Source organism: Paractinoplanes ferrugineus (assembly GCF_016862195.1).
Taxonomy (GTDB): Bacteria; Actinomycetota; Actinomycetes; order Mycobacteriales; family Micromonosporaceae; genus Actinoplanes; species Actinoplanes ferrugineus.
This window is the reverse complement of the sequence record NZ_BOMM01000001.1, coordinates 81,760-102,342: the sequence shown is the minus strand read 5'-3', so window position 1 is coordinate 102,342 and position 20,583 is coordinate 81,760. Positions and strand designations below refer to the sequence as shown.

Sequence of the window (20,583 nt, the reverse complement as noted above, 5' to 3'; positions counted from 1 at the left end):
CGCCTCCTCGTGTGCGTCCCCCGTGCGGCCCAGACGCATGCCGGCTCAGGCGCACGCCGGCTCAGGCGCACGCCGACCACGCCGGGCACTGCGGCCCCGCGCCCAGAGCATACGGATACGAGTTGGTCTCAGTTCAAGGCCGAATGTGCCGTCAACGACGGCGTTCTACCTCGTTCTCGTTCTCACTGTCCGGCTGCTCCGGGATGCGGCAGGAGCGCTCGAGCCACAGCGCGGCGCCGATCAGCGCGGCCGCGCCGACCAGACCGCCGCCGGCGGTGGGCAGATCGTTGTGCGCGGCCCTGGTGGGCTCCATCGCGAGCCACGCCAGCAGGCCCGCCGAGAATCCCGCGGACAGCGCACCGACAAGCGACGACGCCTTGGCCAGAGCGACATAGCGGGCCACCGCGAGCGGGTCGACCGGGAGCGTGCCGGGCTTGCGCTGGATGCGAGCGGCGGTGTTCTGCGCGAGCAGGCCCTCGGCGATGGCCAGCACCACCAGCACGAGCACCGGCGACCAGGGCAGCTCGGGCAGGGACGAGTAGGTGAAGCTGAGCAGCAGCCAGCCCACGGCGGCCGCGCCGAGGCCCGCGACGATCAGCACCGAGATGCTCGTCGGCCGCAGCGACGGGTCCGATTTCGGAGCCTGCGGATTACTGCTCACAGCGACAACTCTAACGGGAGATCGGGGCGGGGGCTCATCCCCGCGAGGTCGTCGGCGAGGGCCGGGTCGTTCAGCAGATCGGTGAGCCATCCGTGGCCGGGCAGCCGACCGTAGGGCTGGATGTCGATCCACGGCCGCAGCACGAACGCGCGCAGATGGGCGCGCGGATGGGGCAGGGTCAGCTCCGGATCATCGCTGAGGATCGGCTGGTCGGCGTCGTCCCAGACGGCGATCACGTCCACGTCGAGGCTGCGCGGGCCGAACCGGCGCTCCGGGTCACGCACCCGGCGCGCCGCGGCCTCGCAAGCATGGGCCCGGTCAAGCCAGTCGCGCGGCTCGGCCCTGGGGTCCACGGCGAGGAGTACGGCATTGAGGTACGCGGGTTGGTCGGCATCGCCCCACGGTGGGGTCTCGTAGACGCCGGAGACCACCGCGACGCTCTCGCCGAGCACGCTTACCGCCTGCTGGAGATGACCGTGGCGATCGCCGAGGTTGCTGCCGAGGGACAGCACCGCCCGGGTCACGCGCGGCTCCGGCGCATCGTGACGGCCACGTCGGCGAACTCGTGCGGGATGGGCGCCTGCGGCTTGTGGACCGTCACCTCGGCCGCGTCGACCCGCTCGTCGGCCAGGCAGACGTCGAGGAGCCGGCCGGCCAGGGTCTCGATCAGGTTGACCGGCTCACCGGTGAGCACGGCGACCAGGGCGGTGGCCAGTTCGCCGTAGTGGACGGTGTCGGCGACGTCGTCGGTCCGCGCCGCCCGGGTCAGGTCGAGCTCCAGGGTCACGTCGACGACGAACTCCTGGCCGTCGGCGCGCTCGAAGTCGTAGACGCCGTGGTGGCCGGTCGCGCGCAGGCCCACCAGTTTGATCATTTCTGCTCCAGTCGGGGGCGGCCGGAGGCCCGCCAGACGGCGAGCGCGTCGGCGGTGTCTCGGACGTCGTGGACGCGTACGCCCCAGGCACCCGCCGCGACCGCGAGCACCGAGGTGGCGAGCGTGGCCGCCGCCCGCTGATCCACCGCTCGCGGTGTGCCGTCCGCATCGGCGAGCAGCCGGCCCAGGTAGGTCTTGCGGCTGGCCGCGAACAGCACCGGGAAGCCCAGCCCGACGATCGCGTCCAGCTGGCGGGTCAGCAGCCAGTTGTGTTCGGCGTTCTTGGCGAACCCGAGGCCCGGGTCGAGGATGATCTGTCGAGGGTCGACGCCGGCGGCGAGCGCCGCGTCCACCCGCTCGAGCAGCTCGGCTCGAACTTCGGCGACCACATCGTTATAAACGGCCAGCTTGGTCATCTCGCGGGAGTGGCCGCGCCAGTGCATCAGGACCCACGGGCTGCCGGCCTCGCGGGCCACGGCGGCCATCCCGGGATCGGCCAGGCCGCCCGAGACGTCGTTGATCACGGTGGCGCCGGCCTCGAGCGCAGCGGCGGCGACCGCCGCGCGGGTGGTGTCGATACTCATCGGTACGCCGGCCGCGGCCAGCTCAGTGATTACCGGAACTACCCGCTTGATTTCCGTCGCCGCGTCCACTCGCTCCGCGCCGGGGCGGGTCGACTCACCCCCGATGTCCACGATGTCCGCGCCCTCGGACATCAACCTCGTGCCATGTTCCACAGCCGAGGCGACGTCGGCGTAGCGGCCGCCGTCCGAGAAGGAATCCGGCGTGACGTTGAGGATCCCGATCACGACCGGGTGATCTCCACGGATTCTTTCAACGCCCGTGAGCTGCGCATCCCTCGACTGACTAGGCACACAGGAAGGGTAGGCCGGGCCGGTAGTAGTACGTGTGTACGATGGCTCGTAACTCATTTTCATTCATGTGCTCACCTTGAGTAACGTTTCAGGCGCTTGTAGACAAGAAGTACGGGCCGTACTCTTCGGGTCTGGGCATCATGAAGGAACCGAAGAGAGCAGACGAGCATGGCAGTGCCCGAATGGCTCACTCGACGCGGTGAGTCGCAGGCAGAACGATATGGGCTTCGTCATGCGGCTTCACAACTGCAGCGTGTCCGGATCCCCCAAACCGGACGCGGGGAGGTTTATCAATGATCGCCACAGAGCTCGCCACGCAGGTAGCGACACTGGCAGCCGACCCCAAGGGCATCAACACCCAAGGGATCGTCACCTTCTTCGCCAGCAACATCGCGCCGATCCTGCTGGCCGTCCTCGGTGTCATCTTCATCGGACGGGCCAGTCGCGGCGAGATCTCCAAGGTGCTCACGAGTTCGGCCATCGCCATCGTCGGCCTGGCCTTCATCGCGGGCGCGGCCACACTGTTCTTCGTCGGCGACGCCTTGATCAAGCTGATCTTCAACTGAGATGCGGCTCCGTACCGACGACGACATCTACCGGGCGCGCCTGGTCTACCTCGGTCCGCCCGGTTACACCCTGCCGGTCCATCTGCCCTACGCGCAGTACGGCATGTTCGTCCTACTGGTGCCGGTGTTCATGTTCCTGCACTACCTGATCACGTTCGACTTCGACCCGTTCCCGGCGTGGGAGATCGCCCTCGCCATGGTCAGCACGTCGTACGTGTTCCGGCATGTCGATCCGGACCGACCGGCCCGGCTCGTCATCAAGACCGCGCTGACCGACTGGCGCCGCACTCGCGAACCCGCCGTCGAGCAACGCGATCCGAGACTTGTCGCCACTCGCATCCGGGTTCGGGAGGAGTTGGTATGACCGGTTTTGCCGCACGCTCCCTCGGGGTTAACGCATGACCGAAACCTCACCGCACGGGCAGCCCCGCGCGGATGCCAACACGCCGGGCAGGCAGAGTAACGGTATGCGTTCGGACAACTACTCTTCGTCGGATTCGGTTGACGCGAACCCCGACGAGTTCGTCGTCGCGCCGAGCCACGGCGCAGTCGGTGTCTTCCAGGCCCCCCAGCCGGTCCGCCCACGCAACGGGACAGTCGACACCACGCTCGACATCGACTCGCCCTTCCTCGACCTCTTCGGCGCCACCCCACCACCGGTGTCCGCCGCCCCGGCCACCGCCGATGCACCCGAGCACGACCCGGAGTACGACTTCGGCTTCGACTTCGACACGCCACCGGCGAACCAGGCGATGCCAACGGTCCAGCCGTCCGCGCGTCTGGCCCCACCGCGCCTCACCCCACCGCGCCTCACCCCACCGCCTGAACCCGCCCGCGACGCTTTACCGCCCACCCGCAACGCGCCGCCGCCCACCCCCGCGCGCCCCACGTCCCCACCGGCAGCCGAGCCGGCGCGGGCTGCGACACCAGCGCCGCTCCCCGACTTCAAGCGGGGCGCCACACCGCCCACGCGCAGCGCGCCGCTGCCGGAGACCCCCCGCGGCGGCGACAAGCCGGTCGCCGAGGTGCCGTTCGCGGTGCCGGTCGACAGCGGACCGTACAACCAGGCGCCGGGCGGGCCGCTCACCGACTTCCAGCAGGACGGCGAGTGGCCGGACTTCGACGACTGGCCGGCCGCGCCCACGATCGCGCCCGCGTCGCCGTCGCCTTGGCAGACCAGCGACCTCCGGGAGACCACGGCCGCGGTCCAGCCGTACGCGAATCCGGTGCAGCCCGAGCCCGACTCGACGGCCCTGCCCGTACCCGCGGAGCCGGCGAAGCCGCCCACCAAGCGCACGAAGAAGGCCCCGGCCCGGAAGAAGGAAAGTCTTCCGGCGCAGCCGAAGAAGCAGAAGGACGTCAAGCCGGCGCCGCTGCGACCCAACAAGATCAAATTTGGTGATCGCGACCCCGCCATGGAGCTCGCGATCAGCGAGATCGCCGGGCACCTCACCTTCACCCAGAGCACCGTCACGGCTTGGTACTACCTGCCCGAGGTGCGCTGGGCCTTCCGGCCCGACGCCGAACGCGAGGCGTTGCTGTCGGCCATTTCCGAGCAGTACGCGGGTCTGGCCGGTTTCCGCCTGCACCTGCGCCGCACCAACCGGCCCTTCCCGGCCGACGAGTGGGCCCGCACGGTCGACTCGTTCACCGCGAAACCGCTGCCCGACGTGCGCGGCTCCACCTCGTGGTCCGATCACCTCGTGGCCGCCCAGCGGCACCTGCTCTCGGTCAACCACGCGGAAGGCCAGACCTACCTCGGGGTGACCTTCGCCCGGCGATCACTCGGCGACACCTTCGCCGAGCGGGTCATGCGCGTCTTCGGACGCGGCACCACCGACGGCGAACGACGCAAGCTCGGGCGCACCGTCGAACAGTTCGACGAGGTGCTCAACGCGTTCGGCATGCGCGGCCGCCGGGTCACCCCGGCCGAGCTGGAATGGCTGCTCTACCGCTCGGTGGCGCTCGGGATGGCCCCGCCGACGATGCTCTCGCCGATCACCAACGGACAGTGGGAGACCGGCGACCTGCTGGCCCTCACCGAGCAGGTGGAGCGTTACCGCACGCCCTACGGCTCCACGGTCAAGCTGGTCAACCGGATGACCGGCGAGGAGCGCCACGTCGCGGTCCTCTCCGTGGGCCGGATGGAACCGCTCGAGATCCCCGAGAAGCACGAGCCCTGGCTGCACTTCCACGAGCGTCTCCCCTGGCCGATGGAGCTCTCGTCGCGGATCGACATCCTCGGCTCGGGCAGCTCGTTCAAGAACCTCGAGCACCGGCTCCGGATGATCCGTTCGCAGCAGCTCGACTACGCCGAGCACGGCATCGACGCGCCGCCGGAGCTGGAACGCCTGGCCAAGCGCGCCCTGGTCATCGGCGACGAGATGACCACCGGCCTGCCCGTCGAGTCGGCCCGCGCACACGGCTGGCACCGCATCGCGGTCAGCGGCGCCACCCGCGAGGAATGCCTCGAACGCGGCCGCCGGCTCATCCAGCTCTACTCCCGCGAGCTGCGGATCTCGCTGCAACACCCGAAGAACCAGGACCAGTTGGCCCGCGAGTTCATCCCCGGCGAGCCCATTGCCAACACCGGCTACGTGCGGCGCATGCCGGTCAAGCTGCTGGCGGCGGCAGTGCCGCAAGCGGCCTCGACCGTCGGCGACCGGCGGGGCGACCTCATCGGGCGTACGGCGGGGACCTGCCGTCGTCCCGTCTTCCTCGACCTGCACTTCCCGATGGAGGTACGGGAACGCTCCGGCCTCGGGGTGTTCGTGGCCGAGCCCGGCGGTGGCAAATCCACGCTGATGGGTGCGCTGGGCTACCTGAACGCCCGCCGTGGCGTCCAGGTCACCCTGCTCGACCCGTCCGGGCCACTCGCCCGGCTGTGCTCGATGCCCGAGCTCAAGCCCTACTCGCGAGTGCTCAACCTGACCGGTTCCGAACAGGGCACCCTCGCGCCGTACGCGCTGATCCCCACCCCGGTCCGCTCCGAGTTCCCCACCGGACCCGGCGGCGACCGCGAGTTCGAGATCGCCGTGTCCAACGCCCGCGCCGAACGCCGCATGCTGGTCCAGGACATCTGCTCGATGCTGGTGCCGCCGCAGGTCGCCAAGGAAGCCTCGACCGCGACCCTGCTCCGGCACGCTGTCCGCCAGGTGCCGGCCGAGGAGACCTCCACCCTCGACGACGTGGTCCGCACCCTGCAGAGCCTCGACAACGACGAGGGCAAGGAACTCGCCAACCTGCTCCTCGACACCGCCGAGATGCCGCTGGCGCTGCTCTTCTTCGGCTCGCCGCCACCCCACCTCCTCGGCGCCGACGCGGCCCTCACCGTCATCACCATGGCCGGCCTCCGCCTGCCCGACCTGAAGATCGAACGCGAGTACTGGTCGGCCGAGGAATCCCTGGCCCTGCCCATGCTGCACACCGCCCACCGGCTCGCCGTCCGGCGCTGCTACGGCGGCTCGATGGCGTCCCGCAAAATGGTCGGTCTGGACGAGGCCCACTTCATGGAAGGCTGGCGCTCCGGCCGCTCCTTCCTCGTCCGCCTCGCCCGCGACTCCCGCAAATGGAACCTGGCAGCACTCGTCGCCTCGCAGAACCCGCGCGACATCCTCGGACTCGACGTGCAAAACCTCGTCTCCACCGTCTTCGTCGGCCGGATCGCGGAAGACCAGGAAATCGCCTCCGAGGCACTACGCCTCCTCCGCGTCCCCGTCAACGACGGCTACGAGGCGACCCTGGCCTCGCTGTCCCAGGTCGACACGTCCTCCTCAAGCCGTCTCGGCTTCCGCGAGTTCGTCATGCGAGACGTCGACGGCCGCGTGCAAAAAGTACGTGTCGACGTGTCGTACGTTGAAGGTCTGCTGGAGCACCTGGACACGACGCCCGCGGCGGCCAAAGCGGCGCCCACGGCAATCCCAATGTCGCCGTCCGACCTGGAGGCATGATGGTGCGGCGGGCGTTGGCGCTGGCCATGACGATGTTCATCACCGTGGTGGCATCCATCGTGTGGGCCGTGGCCGCACCCGCCCCCGCGGGTGCCTCCGTGAGCGGCGGCGTGCTGAGAGAACCGGGCGGCGCCTGCAGCACCGAGGAGTGGCAGCAGGACTTCAAGTCCTGCGTCAGCCGCTTGGCCGACGTCAGCGCAAGCCGCGCCCAGTGCTTGATGCCCCCGACCCCCAGCACTCCCGATTCCGGCCTCGCCGGCTGGTTCGCAGAGCGGCCGGCGTCTTCAACAAAGCCTGGGCCCCAAGGCATCTACAGTCAGTACGGCTACGCTGGATATAGTTACACAACTTACGACCTTGATAGTGGTTGCGCTTCAACACTCATCGACCCTGAATACAAGTTTGAGACAACCGTCGCTAACGGCGAATTTATGATTGCGACATCGGTTATTGGCGCCTCCAATGCACTTCGGGAGCGCGCATGGGATCCGCAATCTCTTTGGGGATGGGCCGACCCGCTTGTTGATCAGGCCACGAAAGCAGTCTACGAGAAGGTCTTTAGCGTATTTGGGGTACTTACCCTCGCCGTTGTTGGCCTTTACCTGCTTTGGCGATCTAGGCAGGCAGACATGGGTGCCGCGACCACGACGGCTGGCTGGGCAATCCTCGTGATGGTAGCCGTAACGGCCATCGCAGCATGGCCGGTTCGCTCCGCCAATATTGCCGACCAGAGTCTAATTACCTCGCTCGGCGTAGTTCACGATGCCGTGGGGCCGCGCGCCTTGGACACTCCTGCCGGCAAATGTGATGACCCAACGCCCGGTGCATGTGAAGACCACCGACCGCCTGCTGTCCGGGCAAGCGATACGGCTACCGACACAATGCTCTATCGCAACTGGCTTCGTGGCATCGTGGGATCCGCAGACAGTGAGACCGCTAAGAAATACGGACGGGCGCTCTACGACGCTCGCTCTCTCACCTGGGATGAAGCCCAAAAGATTCGCGACAACCCACAGACCCGCGAGGGAACACTCAACGGCAAAAGAACCCAGTGGGAAAAGGTTGCCGAGCAGATTAAAAAAGAAGATCCTGAGGCGTACGAATATCTGCAGGGTGTTAACGGCATGGATCGAATCGGCTCTGGATTCATCGCTATGCTTGCTGCCTTTATGTTTGCGATGTTCGACTTGACCGCTTCAGTACTTGTGTTGCTCGGCTTTTTGGTTTTCCGTTGGGCAGTCATCGCTGCGCCGATTCTTGGCACTGTCGGTCTCTTGAGGCCCGCAAGTGCTGGGATTCGTCGTCTAGGCAACGCCGTGGTCGCCGCAATTTTCAACATAGCGATTTTTGGTACCGGAGCTGCAATTTATCTTTTCGCGGTCGATCTCATCATGAACACGGCGAGCCTTCCCGGTTGGCTTCAAGTAGTTCTCGTGTGGCTCTGCGGGGTCGTGGGTTGGCTGCTGCTCCGGCCGTACCGGCGGATCACGCAACTTGGCGGTAAGGACGGCACCCGGGCCATCGTCTCGGCCGGATCGTGGCACCGGCGTTTCTTCAGAGACATGAGGGAGGCCGCGAAGCTCGACGTCGCCGAGGGAGGCGGCACCCGCGAACCGACCATGGGCAAGAACGGCCGGACCGTCTACCTCGACCAGGGCAACCTTCGACCGGAGGCCCGTCTCGAAGATCCAGCTCACGCGGCAAACCGTCGGGAACTGGAACCGTCGTCGTCAAGAGGACGGAAAGTTGCACCGGTACAGACCAGGCCGGACGGCAGCGAATCAGTACGCGAGGATGTCCCGGTAACGACCGGCGATACCCCGCGGCAGAAGCCCACTGCGCCTGCCCGGCCGCAACGAGCCACAACGTGGGCCGAGCCAGATGTTTCCGAACAGCCGGCGTCCTACGCGATCTACAGGCCAGAAACCGGGAACACCACCCGCGAGCCGGCTACCCCCCGGGTGCGCACCGAGGCTAAGTGATCGGTATGCCGCGTATTCTCGAACAAGGCCTCAACAGCATTTTCCGGTCGCGATGGGGCGTCGCGATCGTAATCGTCGCGATTGTCGCAGCAGTGATAGGCATCGGTCGCATATTCGCCGACGGAAGCTCTAGCTCTCCTACGCTGGGCAGTGGCTCACCCGCTCCTGCGATCAGCATCGACCCCAGCGACGACGACAGCGTGGTCGACTCCGACCCGCCACCTGAGCCATCGACGAGTCCGGGACGTGCCCAACCGGAGACGGTCGCGTACGCATTTGCCTCGGCATGGTCCAACCACAAGGGCGTGACCCCGAAGGCCTGGCGCGACCGCCTTCTGCCTAACTCGACGAAGAACCTCGCGAGCGAGCTGGATGGCGTCGACCCGGCTGGTGTCCCCGCCGACCGGGTGATCGGCCGGCCCAGCCTCGTACCGGTCGGGGCAACCGTGGTGAGTGCGGTAGTCACCATGGATTCCGGCAAGCTCAACCTGCGCCTGGTCTCGCCGGATGGGCATTGGCTCGTCGATGGCATCGACTGGGACGGTTCATGAAAATCCCGCGGCCGCGCAAGGTAGTCCTCCTAGTCGCGCTGGTCACGACACTTTCTTTGCTTTGCTGCGGCGGCGCCGTCGCAGCGGTTCTGCTGGGTGGCCTCACCGATGACGGCTCCAAAAAGATCAACGCTTCGCTCGGATGCGGCAAGGGCGGTCCGGTCGACCCGGACTCCAAGCTGCCGAAGGTCAGGTCCTACGGCGGTGCGCAGATCCGCAACGCCGCGATCATCATCAACGTCGGTGCCGACCTGAAGATGCCGCCGCGAGCGTGGGTGATCGCGGTTGCGACCGCGATGCAGGAGTCCCGGCTCACCAACCTCGGGAACCTGGGTTCCCGGAACGACCACGACTCGCTCGGGCTTTTCCAGCAACGGCCCAGTTCGGGGTGGGGCACACCGGCCCAGGTGATGGATCCGGTCTACGCCAGCACAAAGTTCTACGCGAAGCTCAAGACAATCGAGGGCTGGGAAAACATGCCGCTGACCGAGGCGGCGCAGCGCGTGCAGATCAGTGCTTATCCAGACGCGTACGCGAAACACGAACCAGTAGCCACCCAGATCGTGAACATGCTCGCAGACGGGGCGGCAGCCGCAATCGGCAACTCGATCAGCATGGTTTGCGCCTCGGCCGGGCAAATCGCCGCCTCCGGCTGGACCCTGCCGGTCAAAGCAGGGGTCGGCTCCGGCTTCCGCACCGCCAGCCGCCCTACCCATCAGGGCGTAGACCTGATCGCCAGCCGGTATACGACGATCCACGCCGCAGCGAGCGGCATCGTCTCCAAGGTGAAGTGCGATGAGGACCACAGCGGCCGGCAGACCTGCAACGTCGACGGCTATCCCGGCAAGGGCGGTTGCGGCTGGATGGTGGAGATCCAGCATGCCGGTAACATCATGACGCGGTACTGCCACATGGTGCAGCGGCCGTTCGTGAAAGAGGGCCAAGAAGTCACAGCCGGAGAGGTCCTCGGCCGAGTCGGCACCAGTGGCAACTCCTCGGGACCACACCTGCACTTCGAGGTTCACCTCAACAACGATCGATCTAGCGCCGGCGCCATCGACCCTGTCCCGTTCATGCGAGAACAGGGCGCGCCATTGGGAGGACAGGGATGACGGGCGAGTCGATACCCGATCCCTTCGCCGGCCACCCGGACTGGGCGCTGGACCCACCGCGCTCGATCGTTCCCACTCCGGCAAACATGAGCGGCCAATTGCGTGGGCGACGAGTAATCATTGGATTGCCTGGTCACGGATGGCGTAGCGACCTGCGTGCTGACGAGAAGGTAGTGCAGGGAAGCCGGACTTACGTGCCAATCATTCCCGAGTCAGAGTGGTATCGCGCAGAGTCAGAACAGACTGAAGTCTTTGCACCGCTGGTTCCGATCGAGCGAGTTTGGGTCGAGGAGTTTGGCCTAGCTGGCTCGATCTCGCTGGAGCAAGGCATCGATGTTCGCCTCGTCTCGCTCGACGAGCCTTCGCGCAAGACGCCTATTCCTGCTTTTGCGGCCGGACCGCTAAGCGGGCGGCGCGTCGTAGGGCTCCTGGATGATGGCAGTGAGCGTCGCGATCTGCGAGCTGTAACGGAAGTTCACACAAACGAGGTCGGCGATATTTGTGCTCGGGTCTCGGCGGAACTCGACTGGTACCGATGGGCGTGGAGTGGAAAGGCCCCCAAGACTCTTGAAATACCAGTTCATTTGCTTTGGGTCGAGTAGCTTTAGGGGTTTTTCATGGCGCGGCACACGCGCCAGCCATCGTCGTCCACCAGGCCAAATGACCAAGATTCGGTTCGCCTACTGATTGTGTTTCCATCCAGCGATCCGGCAATTATTAGATCAGTTCTGACATTTTTCCAATTTCCATCATCTGTCACCGTCAAAGTGCTCCAGCTCGCGGAAACTTTAACGCCATAGTCTTTTTCTCGACTGATCATTTCCTTGCGAAGCGTCGACAAAGCCTCGAGGTCAGGGCGCGACTTACAGGTATAAAGCGAGGATTCTTCGTCATCCCTATTAACGAGATAGGACCGCAAGAAACTGTCGGCGACCGCGTCGGGTTCGCTTCGTTTGATTTCGGTGGCTTCGTCGTAGAGGGACACGAAGACGCCGGCCCCGCCCAAGCAGAGCAATCCCAAAATCCCCGCGACCAAGGCCAGGACCAACCGCCCCCGCCGGTTCCGCAGCCTGCGGCCGCCTTCGGCGCCTGGGGTGGGGGAAGGCAGCGGGGTGGGAGGAGGCACAGGCGTAAGGGAAGGCAGCGGGGTGGGGGCGCCCCCGGACACCGGCACCGGCCCCCGCGCCTGTGGGGGCTGCGGCGGCTGCGACACGGGTCCGGTTACGGGCTCCTGCGGCTGCACACATACGACAGTAGTGCCTCCCGGCACCCGAACCGTGCCACACCACCCAAGCACGTGAATGTACGCGCCGCGCCAGCTGCTGGCCCCCGGGAACGCGATACCCGCGCCGGTCTGGGATAAGTTTTACCCGCACACAGGAGGTGAGGGCGGTGGCGGATTCGGGTTTGCGGGTCCAGCAGGCTGCTGCCCTGCATCGGCAGGCGACGGCGACCGCTGAGGCGGCCGCGGCCGTGCTCGATGGTGAGGCGGGGCCGGCGGTGGATCCGCTGGAGCAGCACACGCTGGCGGCGGAGCTTCGGTCGACCGCGTCGATGCTGGCGCCGGGGTGGCTGGGGTCGCCGCTGGATGCTCAGTCGGCCAACACGCCGCTGGGTGGTGTCTATCCTCCGCAGTTCGTGCGGCTGGGGGTGGCCCAGTTGCTGGACGACGCCCGTTTTCCGGCGATCGTGCCACTGCTGGGCACCGGGCATCTGACGATCGATGCCTCAGCCACCGACGAGCGGGTGTTCGGGCTGTTGCGGTGCCTGCTGGTGCGTCTGCTCGCGGCCGCGCCGCCGGGCTCGTTGCTGGTGCGGGCGGTCGACGGGGTCGGCGGGGGTGCGGTGTTCGCCCCGTTCGCTGATCTGACCGACGCCGGCCTGCTGGAGCCGCCGGCGACGGACCGGCCGGGGCTGCGGGAGGTGCTGGCCGACGCCGAGAAGTGGTTGCGGCCGGGCCGGGGTGCGGCGCCGCGGCGGGGGCGGCGGGACCGGATGAAACTGGTGGTCATCGCGAGCCTGCCGGAGCTGACCGAGGGCGAGGAGCTGCGACGGATCGCGGCGCTGGCCCAGCAGGGTCCCGATTCGGGCCTGCACCTGATCGTGGCGGGCTGGCCGCCGCCGCCGTTGACTGCCGAGACGACTCAGCCGCCGCTGCCCCGTACGACCATGGTGTCGGTCCGTAACCCGTACGCGGTGATCGGTGATCCGCCTGGCGCGACGTTCGGTTCGCAGCCGGAGGCGAAGTGGTTGAACGCCCGGGTGGAGCTCGACAAGGACCCGCCGCCGAGCTTGATCGACGCGGTTTGCCGGGAGCTCGCCGCGCACACGTCGGCCGACTCGCAGGTGGCTCTCACCGATCTGCTGCCCGATCCGGAGGAGATCGCGAAGGGTGCCGCCGCGGATGGGCTGGGCACCGTGGTCGGTCATGACGGGGACACGCCGCTGGTGCTGCGGTTCAACGACCTGACGCCGCACTGGCTGCTCGGCGGCCGGTCCGGGGCCGGCAAAACGGCCTTCTTGATCAACGTGTTGTACGGGTTGGGCGCGCGGTACAGCCCGGCCGAGATGGCGCTGTACCTCCTGGACTTCAAGGAGGGGGTGTCGTTCGCCGAGTTCGTGCCGACCCGTCGTGACCGCACCTGGCTGCCGCACGCCCGCGCGGTGGGTGTGGAGTCGGACCGGGAATATGGCTTGGCCGTGCTGCGCGAGCTGGACGCCGAGATGACCCGCCGTTCGGTCGCCTACAAGCGGGCCGGCGTGACCAGGTTCGCCGATCTGCGGCAGGTGGCGGCCGAGGAGGGCGAACGCAAGCCGATGCCGCGGGTCCTCTGTGTCATCGACGAGTTCCAGGTCCTGCTGACCGGTAACGATCCGATCGCCACCGAGGCGGTGGGCCTGCTGGAGTCGCTGGCGCGCAAGGGCCGGTCGTACGGCATCCACCTGATCCTGGCCAGCCAGACCGTGCTGGGCGTGGAGGCCCTCTACGCGAAGCGTGACTCGATCTTCGGCCAGTTCCCGGTGCGGATCGCCCTGCCGGGTGGCGGCGACGTGCTGGAGCCGACGAACGACGCGGCCGCGGGTCTGCCGCTGGGCACCGCGGTGGTCAACACGGCGGGAGGTCTGGGCGGCCCGCGCGGCGCGACCCGGGGACACGAGCGGGTGGTTCGTTTCCCTGATCCGCATGCCGACAAGGACGTTCTGAGCGAGCTGCGGCACAAGCTGTGGGGCAACCGCGACCCGGAGGCGGTGCCGCCGCGCATCTTCGCCGGCTACGCACATCAGCATCTGGCCGACGACCCCACCTATCGGGCCGCGCTGGCGGGCCGGGCGGCCCGGCCGGCGGCGCTGGTCGGCCGGGTGATCGACGTGGGTCTGTCCACGGCCGCGTTCCCGCTCGACTCGTCACCCGGGCGGCACCTGGCGATTTTCGGGTCGCAGGCGTCCGGCTCGGAGGTGCTCGACGCGGCGGCTCGCAGTGTGGCCGCGTTCCATCCACCGCGTACCACCCGGTTCGTGATCTCTTCGCTGGTGGCCGAGGGCGATCAGCTGGCCGAGCGGCTCGCCGCCGAGATCGGGTCTCGGCAGGAGGTGGTGCTGGTCGACGGGGCCGGTCTGGCCGCCGAGCTGACCGATCTGGACACGCCGGGGTACCGCGTGGTGTTCGGCATGGACGCGGCGAGTCCGGGCAGTCTGCCCGGCCTGCGTCAGCTGCTGCGTGCGGGCCCGGGGCGGGGCGTGCACCTGCTGTCCTGGTGGCGGGGTCTGCGTCGGTTCAGCGAGGAGACCGGCGGCAGCGCCGGCCGGGAAGATGTGGCGGGCCTGCTGTTCCTGAACGTGCCTCAGTCCGACGTGGCCCTGATGCTGGGCCGGCCGATCGACTGGCATCCGAGACCCAACCGCGCCCTGCTGCACGACCGCCATGCCGACCGCACGGTCACGGTCGTCCCGTTCCTGCAGCCCGAAAGCGACGAGCTGTGAGCGGCCGGCGAGACCTCGACGAGCTGAGCAGCCAGCCGGGAAGCCAGAAGTCATGACGGAGCAGCAGCAGGAGCGCGAGATCACCGACGGGATTCCACTGCAGACCGGGCAGGCGCCGGGTCCGTGGGCGGAATATCTGGCTGCCGCGCAACAGCTGGATGCGGTCCGGCGGGCGGCGAGTGCGGCGGTCGGGCAGCAACAGGCGGCGGCTGCGGCGGCAAGGCAGGAGCTTGATGCGGTACGGGCGCGACTCGCTCCGCAGGCGGCCCGGATGGTGCGCGACTTCGGCGTACCGGAAGCGGATTTGATCCCTCGGCCGGCCGAGTTGGCGGCGGCGGCGCAGGCCGTGGCCGGCGGTCCGGCCGCGGTGCTCGCGGCGCTGCAGCAGGCGCGCCAGACCGCGGACGCCGCGGATGCCACCATCATCGGGCCGGGTTTGCCGGGCCCGATCCGGCCGTGGGCGCGCAACCTGCTGGTCTACGGCCCGTTCGCGGCCGCCGTGCTGATCGTGCAGATCGTGCTCTACCTGGTGGCCCCGTCGGGTTCGGTGCCGACCTACGCGCTGCTGTGCGGCCTGAGCATGCCGGTGCTGGCGTTCGGCCTGGGCTGGGTGACTATCGGTTTCGTGTACGGCGGTGGTCAGGAGCGGGTCGACCGCACGCCGATCCTCGGTGCCGTCACCTGCCTGACCCCGGTGCTGCTCACCTGCATGGGCGTCGGCCTGCTGGCGTTCTTCCGTTAGCTGGCCCACTGAGGGCCAAGGAGGGCCTACTGATGGCGAATGTCGAAGAGGTCAAGGCGCACGTCTCGGCGTCGGTGGACGGCGCGGGCCGGGCGGCGAACGGCATCCAGCAGGTGACCGATCAGCTGGACGACGCGTTGGCGCTGTTGCGGATGACCGCGGTGGGTTCGTTCCACCCGTCGGTGGCGTCGGCGATCGCGCAGCTGGAGCAGGCTCGCACCAGGTTGGACGAGGCCGCGCAGCTGACCCGCGCCGCGATGCACGACGCCGACACTTTCCGCACGGTCATATAGCGGCGGTCAGGTCCACCTCGACGAGCTGTCCCCGATAGCCGAGCACGGTCACGCCGAGCAACGTGCTCGCGCTGGTGAAGGCGGGCCCGAGGGGCGACGCGTTGAGTCGCTCCCAGACCGAGGCGAGCACCGCGCTGTCCGAGCTGACCACGTAGATGATCGAGCGGACGACCTGGTCGGGCTTCGCTCCGGCGGCCGCGAGCACGGTCAGGCAGTTCTCGATCACCTGGTCGGTCTGCGCGTCGTAGTCGCCGGGGGCCCCGACCACCGTGCCGTCGAGCGAGAGGGGGCACTGGCCGGCGAGGTGGGCGAACCGGCCTTCGGCCGAGATGGTCACATGGCTGTAGCCGGCCGGGTCGTGAACGCCCGGCGGGTTGAATTTGTGCAGCACAGCGGCAGTATCACCCGAACCACCCCGGCACATCGACCGGATATCCGGCGCCGGGCACCATGGCCCGCAGTGACGACTCCAACGACCGCACCTGGTCGGCGCCCAGTTGGGCGACCCACGCGGCCCGTAGCCGGTCGAAGATCTCCGCGGCCTGGCGGAGCGAGTCGAGCCCGCGCGGGGTGAGCCGGACCAGTTTGCTGCGGGCGTCGCGCGGGTCGTCGACCCGTTCCACGTAGCCGAGTGCGGCCAGCCGGTCGACGGTTTTGCCGGCCGCTTGCTTGGAGACGCCGAGCCGCCGCCCGATCTCGCTGGTGCTTGCCCCGTCGAACCCGATCGCCTGCATGGTGAAGCCGTACACCGGCCGGACGTCCGGGTGCCCGCGGGTGGCCAGCTCGGCGTGCAGTTGGTCGATGAGGGTGCGGAAGCCGGCGAAGAGCAGCAGGGGCAGTTCCCAGCCCGGCGGGTCAGCTGAAGCCATTGGCAAACTCGACAACCTGGTTTACTGTTTGGACAACCACGTTGTCGATCGTAGGGGAAAAGATCGTGTTCATCCAGCACACCCTGGAAACGGCTCCGGCCGCGTCCCGCCCGATCCTGGCGCGCAACAACCACAAAGCCGTCGGCCTGCTTGCCGAGTCACCCGAGATGCTCACCGGCTTCCTGCAGGCCAGCGACCTGTTCGAGAGCAGCACGCTCGACCCGCTCAGCCGCGAGGTGGTGGTCATGACGATCGCCGTCCGCAACGGCTGCCAGGTCTGCGTCGCGATGCACACCGGACGGCTACGCCAGATCGAGGGCGGCCCTGAGCTGATCCCGGCACTCCGAACGGGCGACAGTCTGGCCGACCCACGCCGGGAGGCCCTGCGACAGTTCACCCTGCGGGTCGTCGAGACGGCCGGCGAGGTGCCGGAGGAGGAGATCGCGGAGTTCACCCGGGCGGGCTACACCAACCGCAACGCCCTGGAAGTGGTGCTCGGCATCGGCGCCTACACGATGTCGACCCTGGCCAACCGGCTGGTGCGGGCCTAACGGGCGTTTATCAGCGCCATTGCTTCGGCACGAACCTTGCCGTCGGTCTGGAAGGCACCCCGGACGGCGCTGGTGACCGTGCGGGCCCCGACCTTGCGGATGCCGCGCATCTCCATGCAGAGGTGCTCGCACTCGAGAACGGCGATAACCCCGCGGGCCTCGAGCCGCTGCAACAGCAGATCGGCGATCTGCGAGGTGAGCCGCTCCTGCACCTGCGGGCGGCGGGCGTAGACCTCGACCAGCCGGGCCAGCTTCGACAGCCCGGTGATCCGGCCGTGCGGCCCGGGGATGTATCCCACGTGGGCGACGCCCTTGAACGGCAGCAGGTGGTGCTCGCACATGCTCATCACCTCGATGTCGCGGACGAGCACGAACTCCTCGTGGTCGGCCTCGAACGTGGTGGTGAGGACCTGGGCCGGGTCGACCCGGAGGCCGGCGAAAAGCTCGGCGTAGGCCCGGGCGACGCGCGCCGGGGTGCGGGTCAAACCATCGCGGTCCGGGTCCTCACCGATCGCGATGAGGATCTCCCGGACCGCCTTCTCGATCCGCGCCAGGTCGACGGTCTGCTCGACGGGGGTACCCGTGAGCTTGCCGTCGACCAGGCGCGCGGCGAGATAGTCGAGCTCGTCGTCGTCGGAAATCAGAGGCTGCCTTCCACCGAGCCGTTCGGGTTCGGGCCGACCGCGATCTGCCCGTCCGCCTCGGCTTGCGCCTTCAGCTTGTCCCGCTCGGCCGGTGTGAGGACCGGCGGCGCCTCGGACGGCAGCCGCTTGCCGAAACCGTTGAACGGCGACATCGGCGGACGCTTGACCACGCGCTCACAGATGCGGTCCATGTCCTCGCGGGTGATGGTCTCTTTCTCCATCAGCTCGAGAACCATGCTGTCGAGGACGTCCCGGTATTCCACCAGGATCTCCCACGCCTCGTCGTGCGCGAGCTCGATGAGAGCGCGCACCTCGGCGTCGATGTCGGCGGCCACCGAGTCGGAGTAGTCCCGCTCGTGACCCATGTTGCGACCCATGAACGGCTCGTCGCCGCTCGTGCCGTACTTGACGGCGCCGAGCTTGGAGCTCATGCCGTACTGGGTCACCATGGCGCGGGCCAGACCGGACGCCTTCTCGATGTCGTTGCCGGCACCGGTCGTCGGCTCGTGGAAGACGAGCTCCTCGGCCGCGCGACCACCCAGTGCGTACGCCAAGGTGTCGATCATCTCGGCGCGGGTCTGGGTGTACTTGTCCTCGGTCGGGAGCACCAGCGTGTGGCCCAGCGAGCGGCCACGCGGCAGGATCGTCACCTTGTGCACCGGCGCGGAGTGCGGCAGCGCATAGGCCACCAGGGCGTGCCCGCCCTCGTGGTACGCGGTGATCTTCTTCTCGTTGTCGCTCATCGCCCGCGTGCGGCGCTCCGGACCGGCGATGACCCGGTCGATCGACTCCTCGAGGAAGTAGTTCGTGATGGCCCGCTTCTCGTTACGGGCGGTCAGCAGCGCCGCCTCGTTGATCACGTTGGCCAGGTCGGCGCCGGAGAAACCGGGCGTGCGACGGGCCACCGAGTCGAGGTCGACGTCGGGCGCGAACGGCTTGCCCTTGGCGTGCACCCGCAGGATCGCCTTGCGGCCCTCCATGTCGGGGTTGTCCACCGGGATCTGCCGGTCGAAGCGGCCGGGACGCAGCAGCGCCGGGTCGAGGATGTCGGGCCGGTTGGTGGCCGCGATCAGGATGACCCCGCCCTTGGTGTCGAAGCCGTCCATCTCGACGAGCAGCTGGTTGAGCGTCTGCTCACGCTCGTCGTGGCCACCGCCCATGCCGGCACCACGGTGCCGGCCGACCGCGTCGATCTCGTCGACGAAGACGATCGCCGGCGCGTTGGACTTGGCCTGCTCGAACAGGTCTCGGACCCGGCTCGCACCGACACCGACGAACATCTCGACGAAGTCGGAGCCGGAGATCGAGTAGAACGGCACCCCGGCCTCGCCGGCGACCGCACGGGCCAGCAGCGTCTTACCGGTTCCGGGCGAGCCGAACAGCAGCACGCCCTTCGGGATCTTGGCGCCGAGAGCCTGGTATTTCGCCGGGTTCTGCAGGAAGTCCTTGATCTCGTAGAGCTCCTGGACCGCCTCGTCGGCGCCCGCCACGTCGGCGAACGTCGTCTTCGGCGTGTCTTTCGTGATCATCTTCGCTTTGGACTTGCCGAAGTTGAGCACCCGGGAGCCGCCACCCTGCATCTGCGACATGAACAGCAGCAGCAGGACCACCAGAATGGCGATCGGTAGCAGGTTGATCAGCAGGCTGAAGAGAATGTTGTCGCCGGAGACCTTGGTGTCGATCGTCCCGGTGATCCGGCCGGCCGACTTGGCCTGCAGTACCTGGTCCCAGATGTCTCCGGTGACCTCGTAGGGGTACTGCGTCTCGATCTTGTCGGTCGTCTTGCCGTCGAACTTCTCCGGGCTGGCCAGATCGATCTGGAGCGTCTGCTCCTTGTCTTTCTGGAGGACCTTCTTGATATTCGGCTGATTCAGGCGCTCAAGCGCCGTCGAGGTCTCAACGTGCTGGTAGCTCGGACCACTGGTGAAGAACGAGCTCAGCGCGATAACGCCGATGATCACCAGAATGATCCAGACCACCGGGCGGCGGAAGAAACGCGTACGCTCCATGCTGTTGTCGGGCGGCGAGCGCCCGGACCCTCCTGATCGGCGTCTGGTCACCAACGTCGCCGCCGATTGGCGGCCCCTCCAGCGCTAGTGACACTGCGCCATCGGTCACTCGACCGTACACCGTGGGTGCCGGTCACGACTCCGTGAGCCCGGTGCACGCACACCAGCAAACGTCCGCCCGTTCAGCCCGCTTTCATGCCAAATCCACCCATAAAGACGAATTCTGAGAAGAGGCTGAGAAAGCGGTTCAGCTACGGGCGTACACCTCAGGCCGCAAGACACCCACGTAGGGCAGCTCTCGGTAGCGCTCAGCGAAGTCCAGGCCGTAGCCCACGACGAACTCGTTCGGGATGTCGAAGCCCACGTACTTCACCGGGACCTGCACCTTCACCGCGTCCGGCTTGCGGAACAGCGCCACCACCTCGACGCTGGCCGGCTGCCGTGACTGCAGGTATTTCATCAGCCAAGACAGGGTCAGGCCGGAGTCGACGATGTCCTCGACGATGAGCACGTGCCGGCCGGTGATGTCCCGGTCGAGATCCTTGAGGATGCGCACCACCCCGGAGGAGGTCGTCCCCTGCCCGTAGGAGGAGACCGCCATGAACTCCATCTCGGTGGACGGTCCGAAGTTGCCCAGTGCACGGGCGAAGTCGGCCATGAACATGACCGCACCCTTGAGCACGCAGACCAGAAGAATGCCGTTCTCGGCCTCGACGTGGTCCGCGGAGACCTGCTTCGCCAGTTCGGCGACCTTCTCCCGGATCTGCTCCTCAGAAATGATTACGTGATCGATGTCGGCGTCATACCAGGAGCCGTCAGCCATGGGGCTAAGACTGCCGCATCAAGGTTGCCGACCGTCGCACGGGGCAGCGTTCGGAGAGTGAAGAAACCAGAGGAAAGTGCCCGTTCCGCCCGTCTTGCCC

Annotated in this window: 21 protein-coding genes; 11 read left to right on the top strand and 10 right to left on the bottom strand. The window is 67.6% G+C overall.

All coding sequences use genetic code 11. The features are described 5' to 3' along the window. Positions 1 to 151: 151 nt before the first annotated feature. The 4 genes from Afe05nite_RS00445 to folP are packed head-to-tail and all read right to left on the bottom strand — an operon-like array spanning position 152 to position 2,365. Positions 152 to 661, bottom strand: a complete 510-nt coding sequence (locus Afe05nite_RS00445; protein ID WP_239117443.1) for a DUF3180 domain-containing protein — start codon at positions 659 to 661, stop codon at positions 152 to 154. Next, positions 658 to 1,185: a 2-amino-4-hydroxy-6-hydroxymethyldihydropteridine diphosphokinase gene (gene folK / locus Afe05nite_RS00440; protein ID WP_203814883.1), complete on the bottom strand. Its 528-nt coding sequence runs from the start codon at positions 1,183 to 1,185 to the stop codon at positions 658 to 660. The genes Afe05nite_RS00445 and folK overlap by 4 nt, the downstream gene beginning before the upstream one ends. Next, positions 1,182 to 1,535, bottom strand: coding sequence for a dihydroneopterin aldolase (folB, locus tag Afe05nite_RS00435; RefSeq protein ID WP_203814882.1), 354 nt, complete (start codon positions 1,533 to 1,535; stop codon positions 1,182 to 1,184). The genes folK and folB overlap by 4 nt, the downstream gene beginning before the upstream one ends. Continuing rightward, positions 1,532 to 2,365, bottom strand: a complete 834-nt coding sequence (gene folP, locus Afe05nite_RS00430) for a dihydropteroate synthase (RefSeq protein WP_438867421.1) — start codon at positions 2,363 to 2,365, stop codon at positions 1,532 to 1,534. Before folP ends, folB begins: the two co-directional genes overlap by 4 nt. 338 nt (positions 2,366 to 2,703) lie before the next feature. Here folP and Afe05nite_RS00425 point away from each other — a divergent pair, with 338 nt between their 5' ends. The 7 genes from Afe05nite_RS00425 to Afe05nite_RS00395 all read left to right on the top strand — a co-directional run bounded on the left by Afe05nite_RS00425 (position 2,704) and on the right by Afe05nite_RS00395 (position 11,173). Beyond that, positions 2,704 to 2,976 (top strand): hypothetical protein, encoded by a 273-nt coding sequence (locus tag Afe05nite_RS00425; RefSeq protein ID WP_203814881.1) that lies wholly within the window; start codon positions 2,704 to 2,706, stop codon positions 2,974 to 2,976. 1 nt (position 2,977) lies between these two features. Beyond that, positions 2,978 to 3,340, top strand: a complete 363-nt coding sequence (locus Afe05nite_RS00420; protein ID WP_203814880.1) for a hypothetical protein — start codon at positions 2,978 to 2,980, stop codon at positions 3,338 to 3,340. 103 nt (positions 3,341 to 3,443) lie between these two features. Continuing rightward, positions 3,444 to 6,926 (top strand): ATP-binding protein, encoded by a 3,483-nt coding sequence (locus tag Afe05nite_RS00415; RefSeq protein WP_203814879.1) that lies wholly within the window; start codon positions 3,444 to 3,446, stop codon positions 6,924 to 6,926. Beyond that, positions 6,926 to 8,908 (top strand): DMT family transporter, encoded by a 1,983-nt coding sequence (locus tag Afe05nite_RS00410; protein WP_203815222.1) that lies wholly within the window; start codon positions 6,926 to 6,928, stop codon positions 8,906 to 8,908. The genes Afe05nite_RS00415 and Afe05nite_RS00410 overlap by 1 nt, the downstream gene beginning before the upstream one ends. Positions 8,909 to 8,913: 5 nt before the next feature. Continuing rightward, on the top strand, positions 8,914 to 9,459 hold the full coding sequence (locus Afe05nite_RS00405) for a hypothetical protein (RefSeq protein WP_203814878.1): 546 nt from the start codon (positions 8,914 to 8,916) through the stop codon (positions 9,457 to 9,459). Continuing rightward, entirely contained in the window at positions 9,456 to 10,571 is a 1,116-nt protein-coding gene (locus tag Afe05nite_RS00400; protein ID WP_203814877.1) for a M23 family metallopeptidase, read from the top strand. The genes Afe05nite_RS00405 and Afe05nite_RS00400 overlap by 4 nt, the downstream gene beginning before the upstream one ends. Then, the gene (locus tag Afe05nite_RS00395; protein ID WP_203814876.1) at positions 10,568 to 11,173 is read left to right on the top strand and encodes a hypothetical protein; all 606 of its coding nucleotides are present in this window, start codon (positions 10,568 to 10,570) and stop codon (positions 11,171 to 11,173) included. The genes Afe05nite_RS00400 and Afe05nite_RS00395 overlap by 4 nt, the downstream gene beginning before the upstream one ends. Before the next feature lie 2 nt (positions 11,174 to 11,175). On the opposite strand, the gene Afe05nite_RS00390 is transcribed toward Afe05nite_RS00395, so the two are convergent. Next, a complete protein-coding gene (locus Afe05nite_RS00390) occupies positions 11,176 to 11,556 on the bottom strand; it encodes a hypothetical protein (RefSeq protein WP_239117442.1) in 381 nt (126 codons plus the stop codon). A 407-nt stretch (positions 11,557 to 11,963) separates the two neighbouring features. Between Afe05nite_RS00390 and Afe05nite_RS00385 the strand changes: the two genes are divergently transcribed. The 3 genes from Afe05nite_RS00385 to Afe05nite_RS00375 are packed head-to-tail and all read left to right on the top strand — an operon-like array spanning position 11,964 to position 15,587. After that, entirely contained in the window at positions 11,964 to 14,552 is a 2,589-nt protein-coding gene (locus tag Afe05nite_RS00385) for an FtsK/SpoIIIE domain-containing protein (RefSeq protein ID WP_239117441.1), read from the top strand. 52 nt (positions 14,553 to 14,604) lie between these two features. Next, positions 14,605 to 15,294 (top strand): hypothetical protein, encoded by a 690-nt coding sequence (locus Afe05nite_RS00380; protein WP_203814875.1) that lies wholly within the window; start codon positions 14,605 to 14,607, stop codon positions 15,292 to 15,294. 32 nt (positions 15,295 to 15,326) lie between these two features. Then, positions 15,327 to 15,587: a hypothetical protein gene (locus Afe05nite_RS00375; RefSeq protein ID WP_203814874.1), complete on the top strand. Its 261-nt coding sequence runs from the start codon at positions 15,327 to 15,329 to the stop codon at positions 15,585 to 15,587. Here Afe05nite_RS00375 and Afe05nite_RS00370 read toward each other — a convergent pair. Then, the gene (locus Afe05nite_RS00370) at positions 15,580 to 15,978 is read right to left on the bottom strand and encodes a RidA family protein (RefSeq protein WP_203814873.1); all 399 of its coding nucleotides are present in this window, start codon (positions 15,976 to 15,978) and stop codon (positions 15,580 to 15,582) included. The two genes, Afe05nite_RS00375 and Afe05nite_RS00370, sit on opposite strands and share 8 nt — an antisense overlap. Before the next feature lie 10 nt (positions 15,979 to 15,988). Continuing rightward, a complete protein-coding gene (locus Afe05nite_RS00365; protein ID WP_203814872.1) occupies positions 15,989 to 16,456 on the bottom strand; it encodes a MarR family winged helix-turn-helix transcriptional regulator in 468 nt (155 codons plus the stop codon). A gap of 65 nt (positions 16,457 to 16,521) precedes the next feature. Here Afe05nite_RS00365 and Afe05nite_RS00360 point away from each other — a divergent pair, with 65 nt between their 5' ends. After that, positions 16,522 to 17,007, top strand: coding sequence for a carboxymuconolactone decarboxylase family protein (locus tag Afe05nite_RS00360; protein WP_239117440.1), 486 nt, complete (start codon positions 16,522 to 16,524; stop codon positions 17,005 to 17,007). Here Afe05nite_RS00360 and folE read toward each other — a convergent pair. The 3 genes from folE to hpt all read right to left on the bottom strand — a co-directional run bounded on the left by folE (position 17,004) and on the right by hpt (position 20,483). Beyond that, the gene (folE, locus tag Afe05nite_RS00355) at positions 17,004 to 17,651 is read right to left on the bottom strand and encodes a GTP cyclohydrolase I FolE (protein WP_203815218.1); all 648 of its coding nucleotides are present in this window, start codon (positions 17,649 to 17,651) and stop codon (positions 17,004 to 17,006) included. The two genes, Afe05nite_RS00360 and folE, sit on opposite strands and share 4 nt — an antisense overlap. Continuing rightward, complete coding sequence (ftsH, locus tag Afe05nite_RS00350; protein WP_203814871.1) at positions 17,648 to 19,660, bottom strand: ATP-dependent zinc metalloprotease FtsH; 2,013 nt, start codon at positions 19,658 to 19,660, stop codon at positions 17,648 to 17,650. The genes folE and ftsH overlap by 4 nt, the downstream gene beginning before the upstream one ends. Before the next feature lie 247 nt (positions 19,661 to 19,907). After that, entirely contained in the window at positions 19,908 to 20,483 is a 576-nt protein-coding gene (gene hpt / locus Afe05nite_RS00345; RefSeq protein WP_203814870.1) for a hypoxanthine phosphoribosyltransferase, read from the bottom strand. Positions 20,484 to 20,583: the final 100 nt, after the last annotated feature.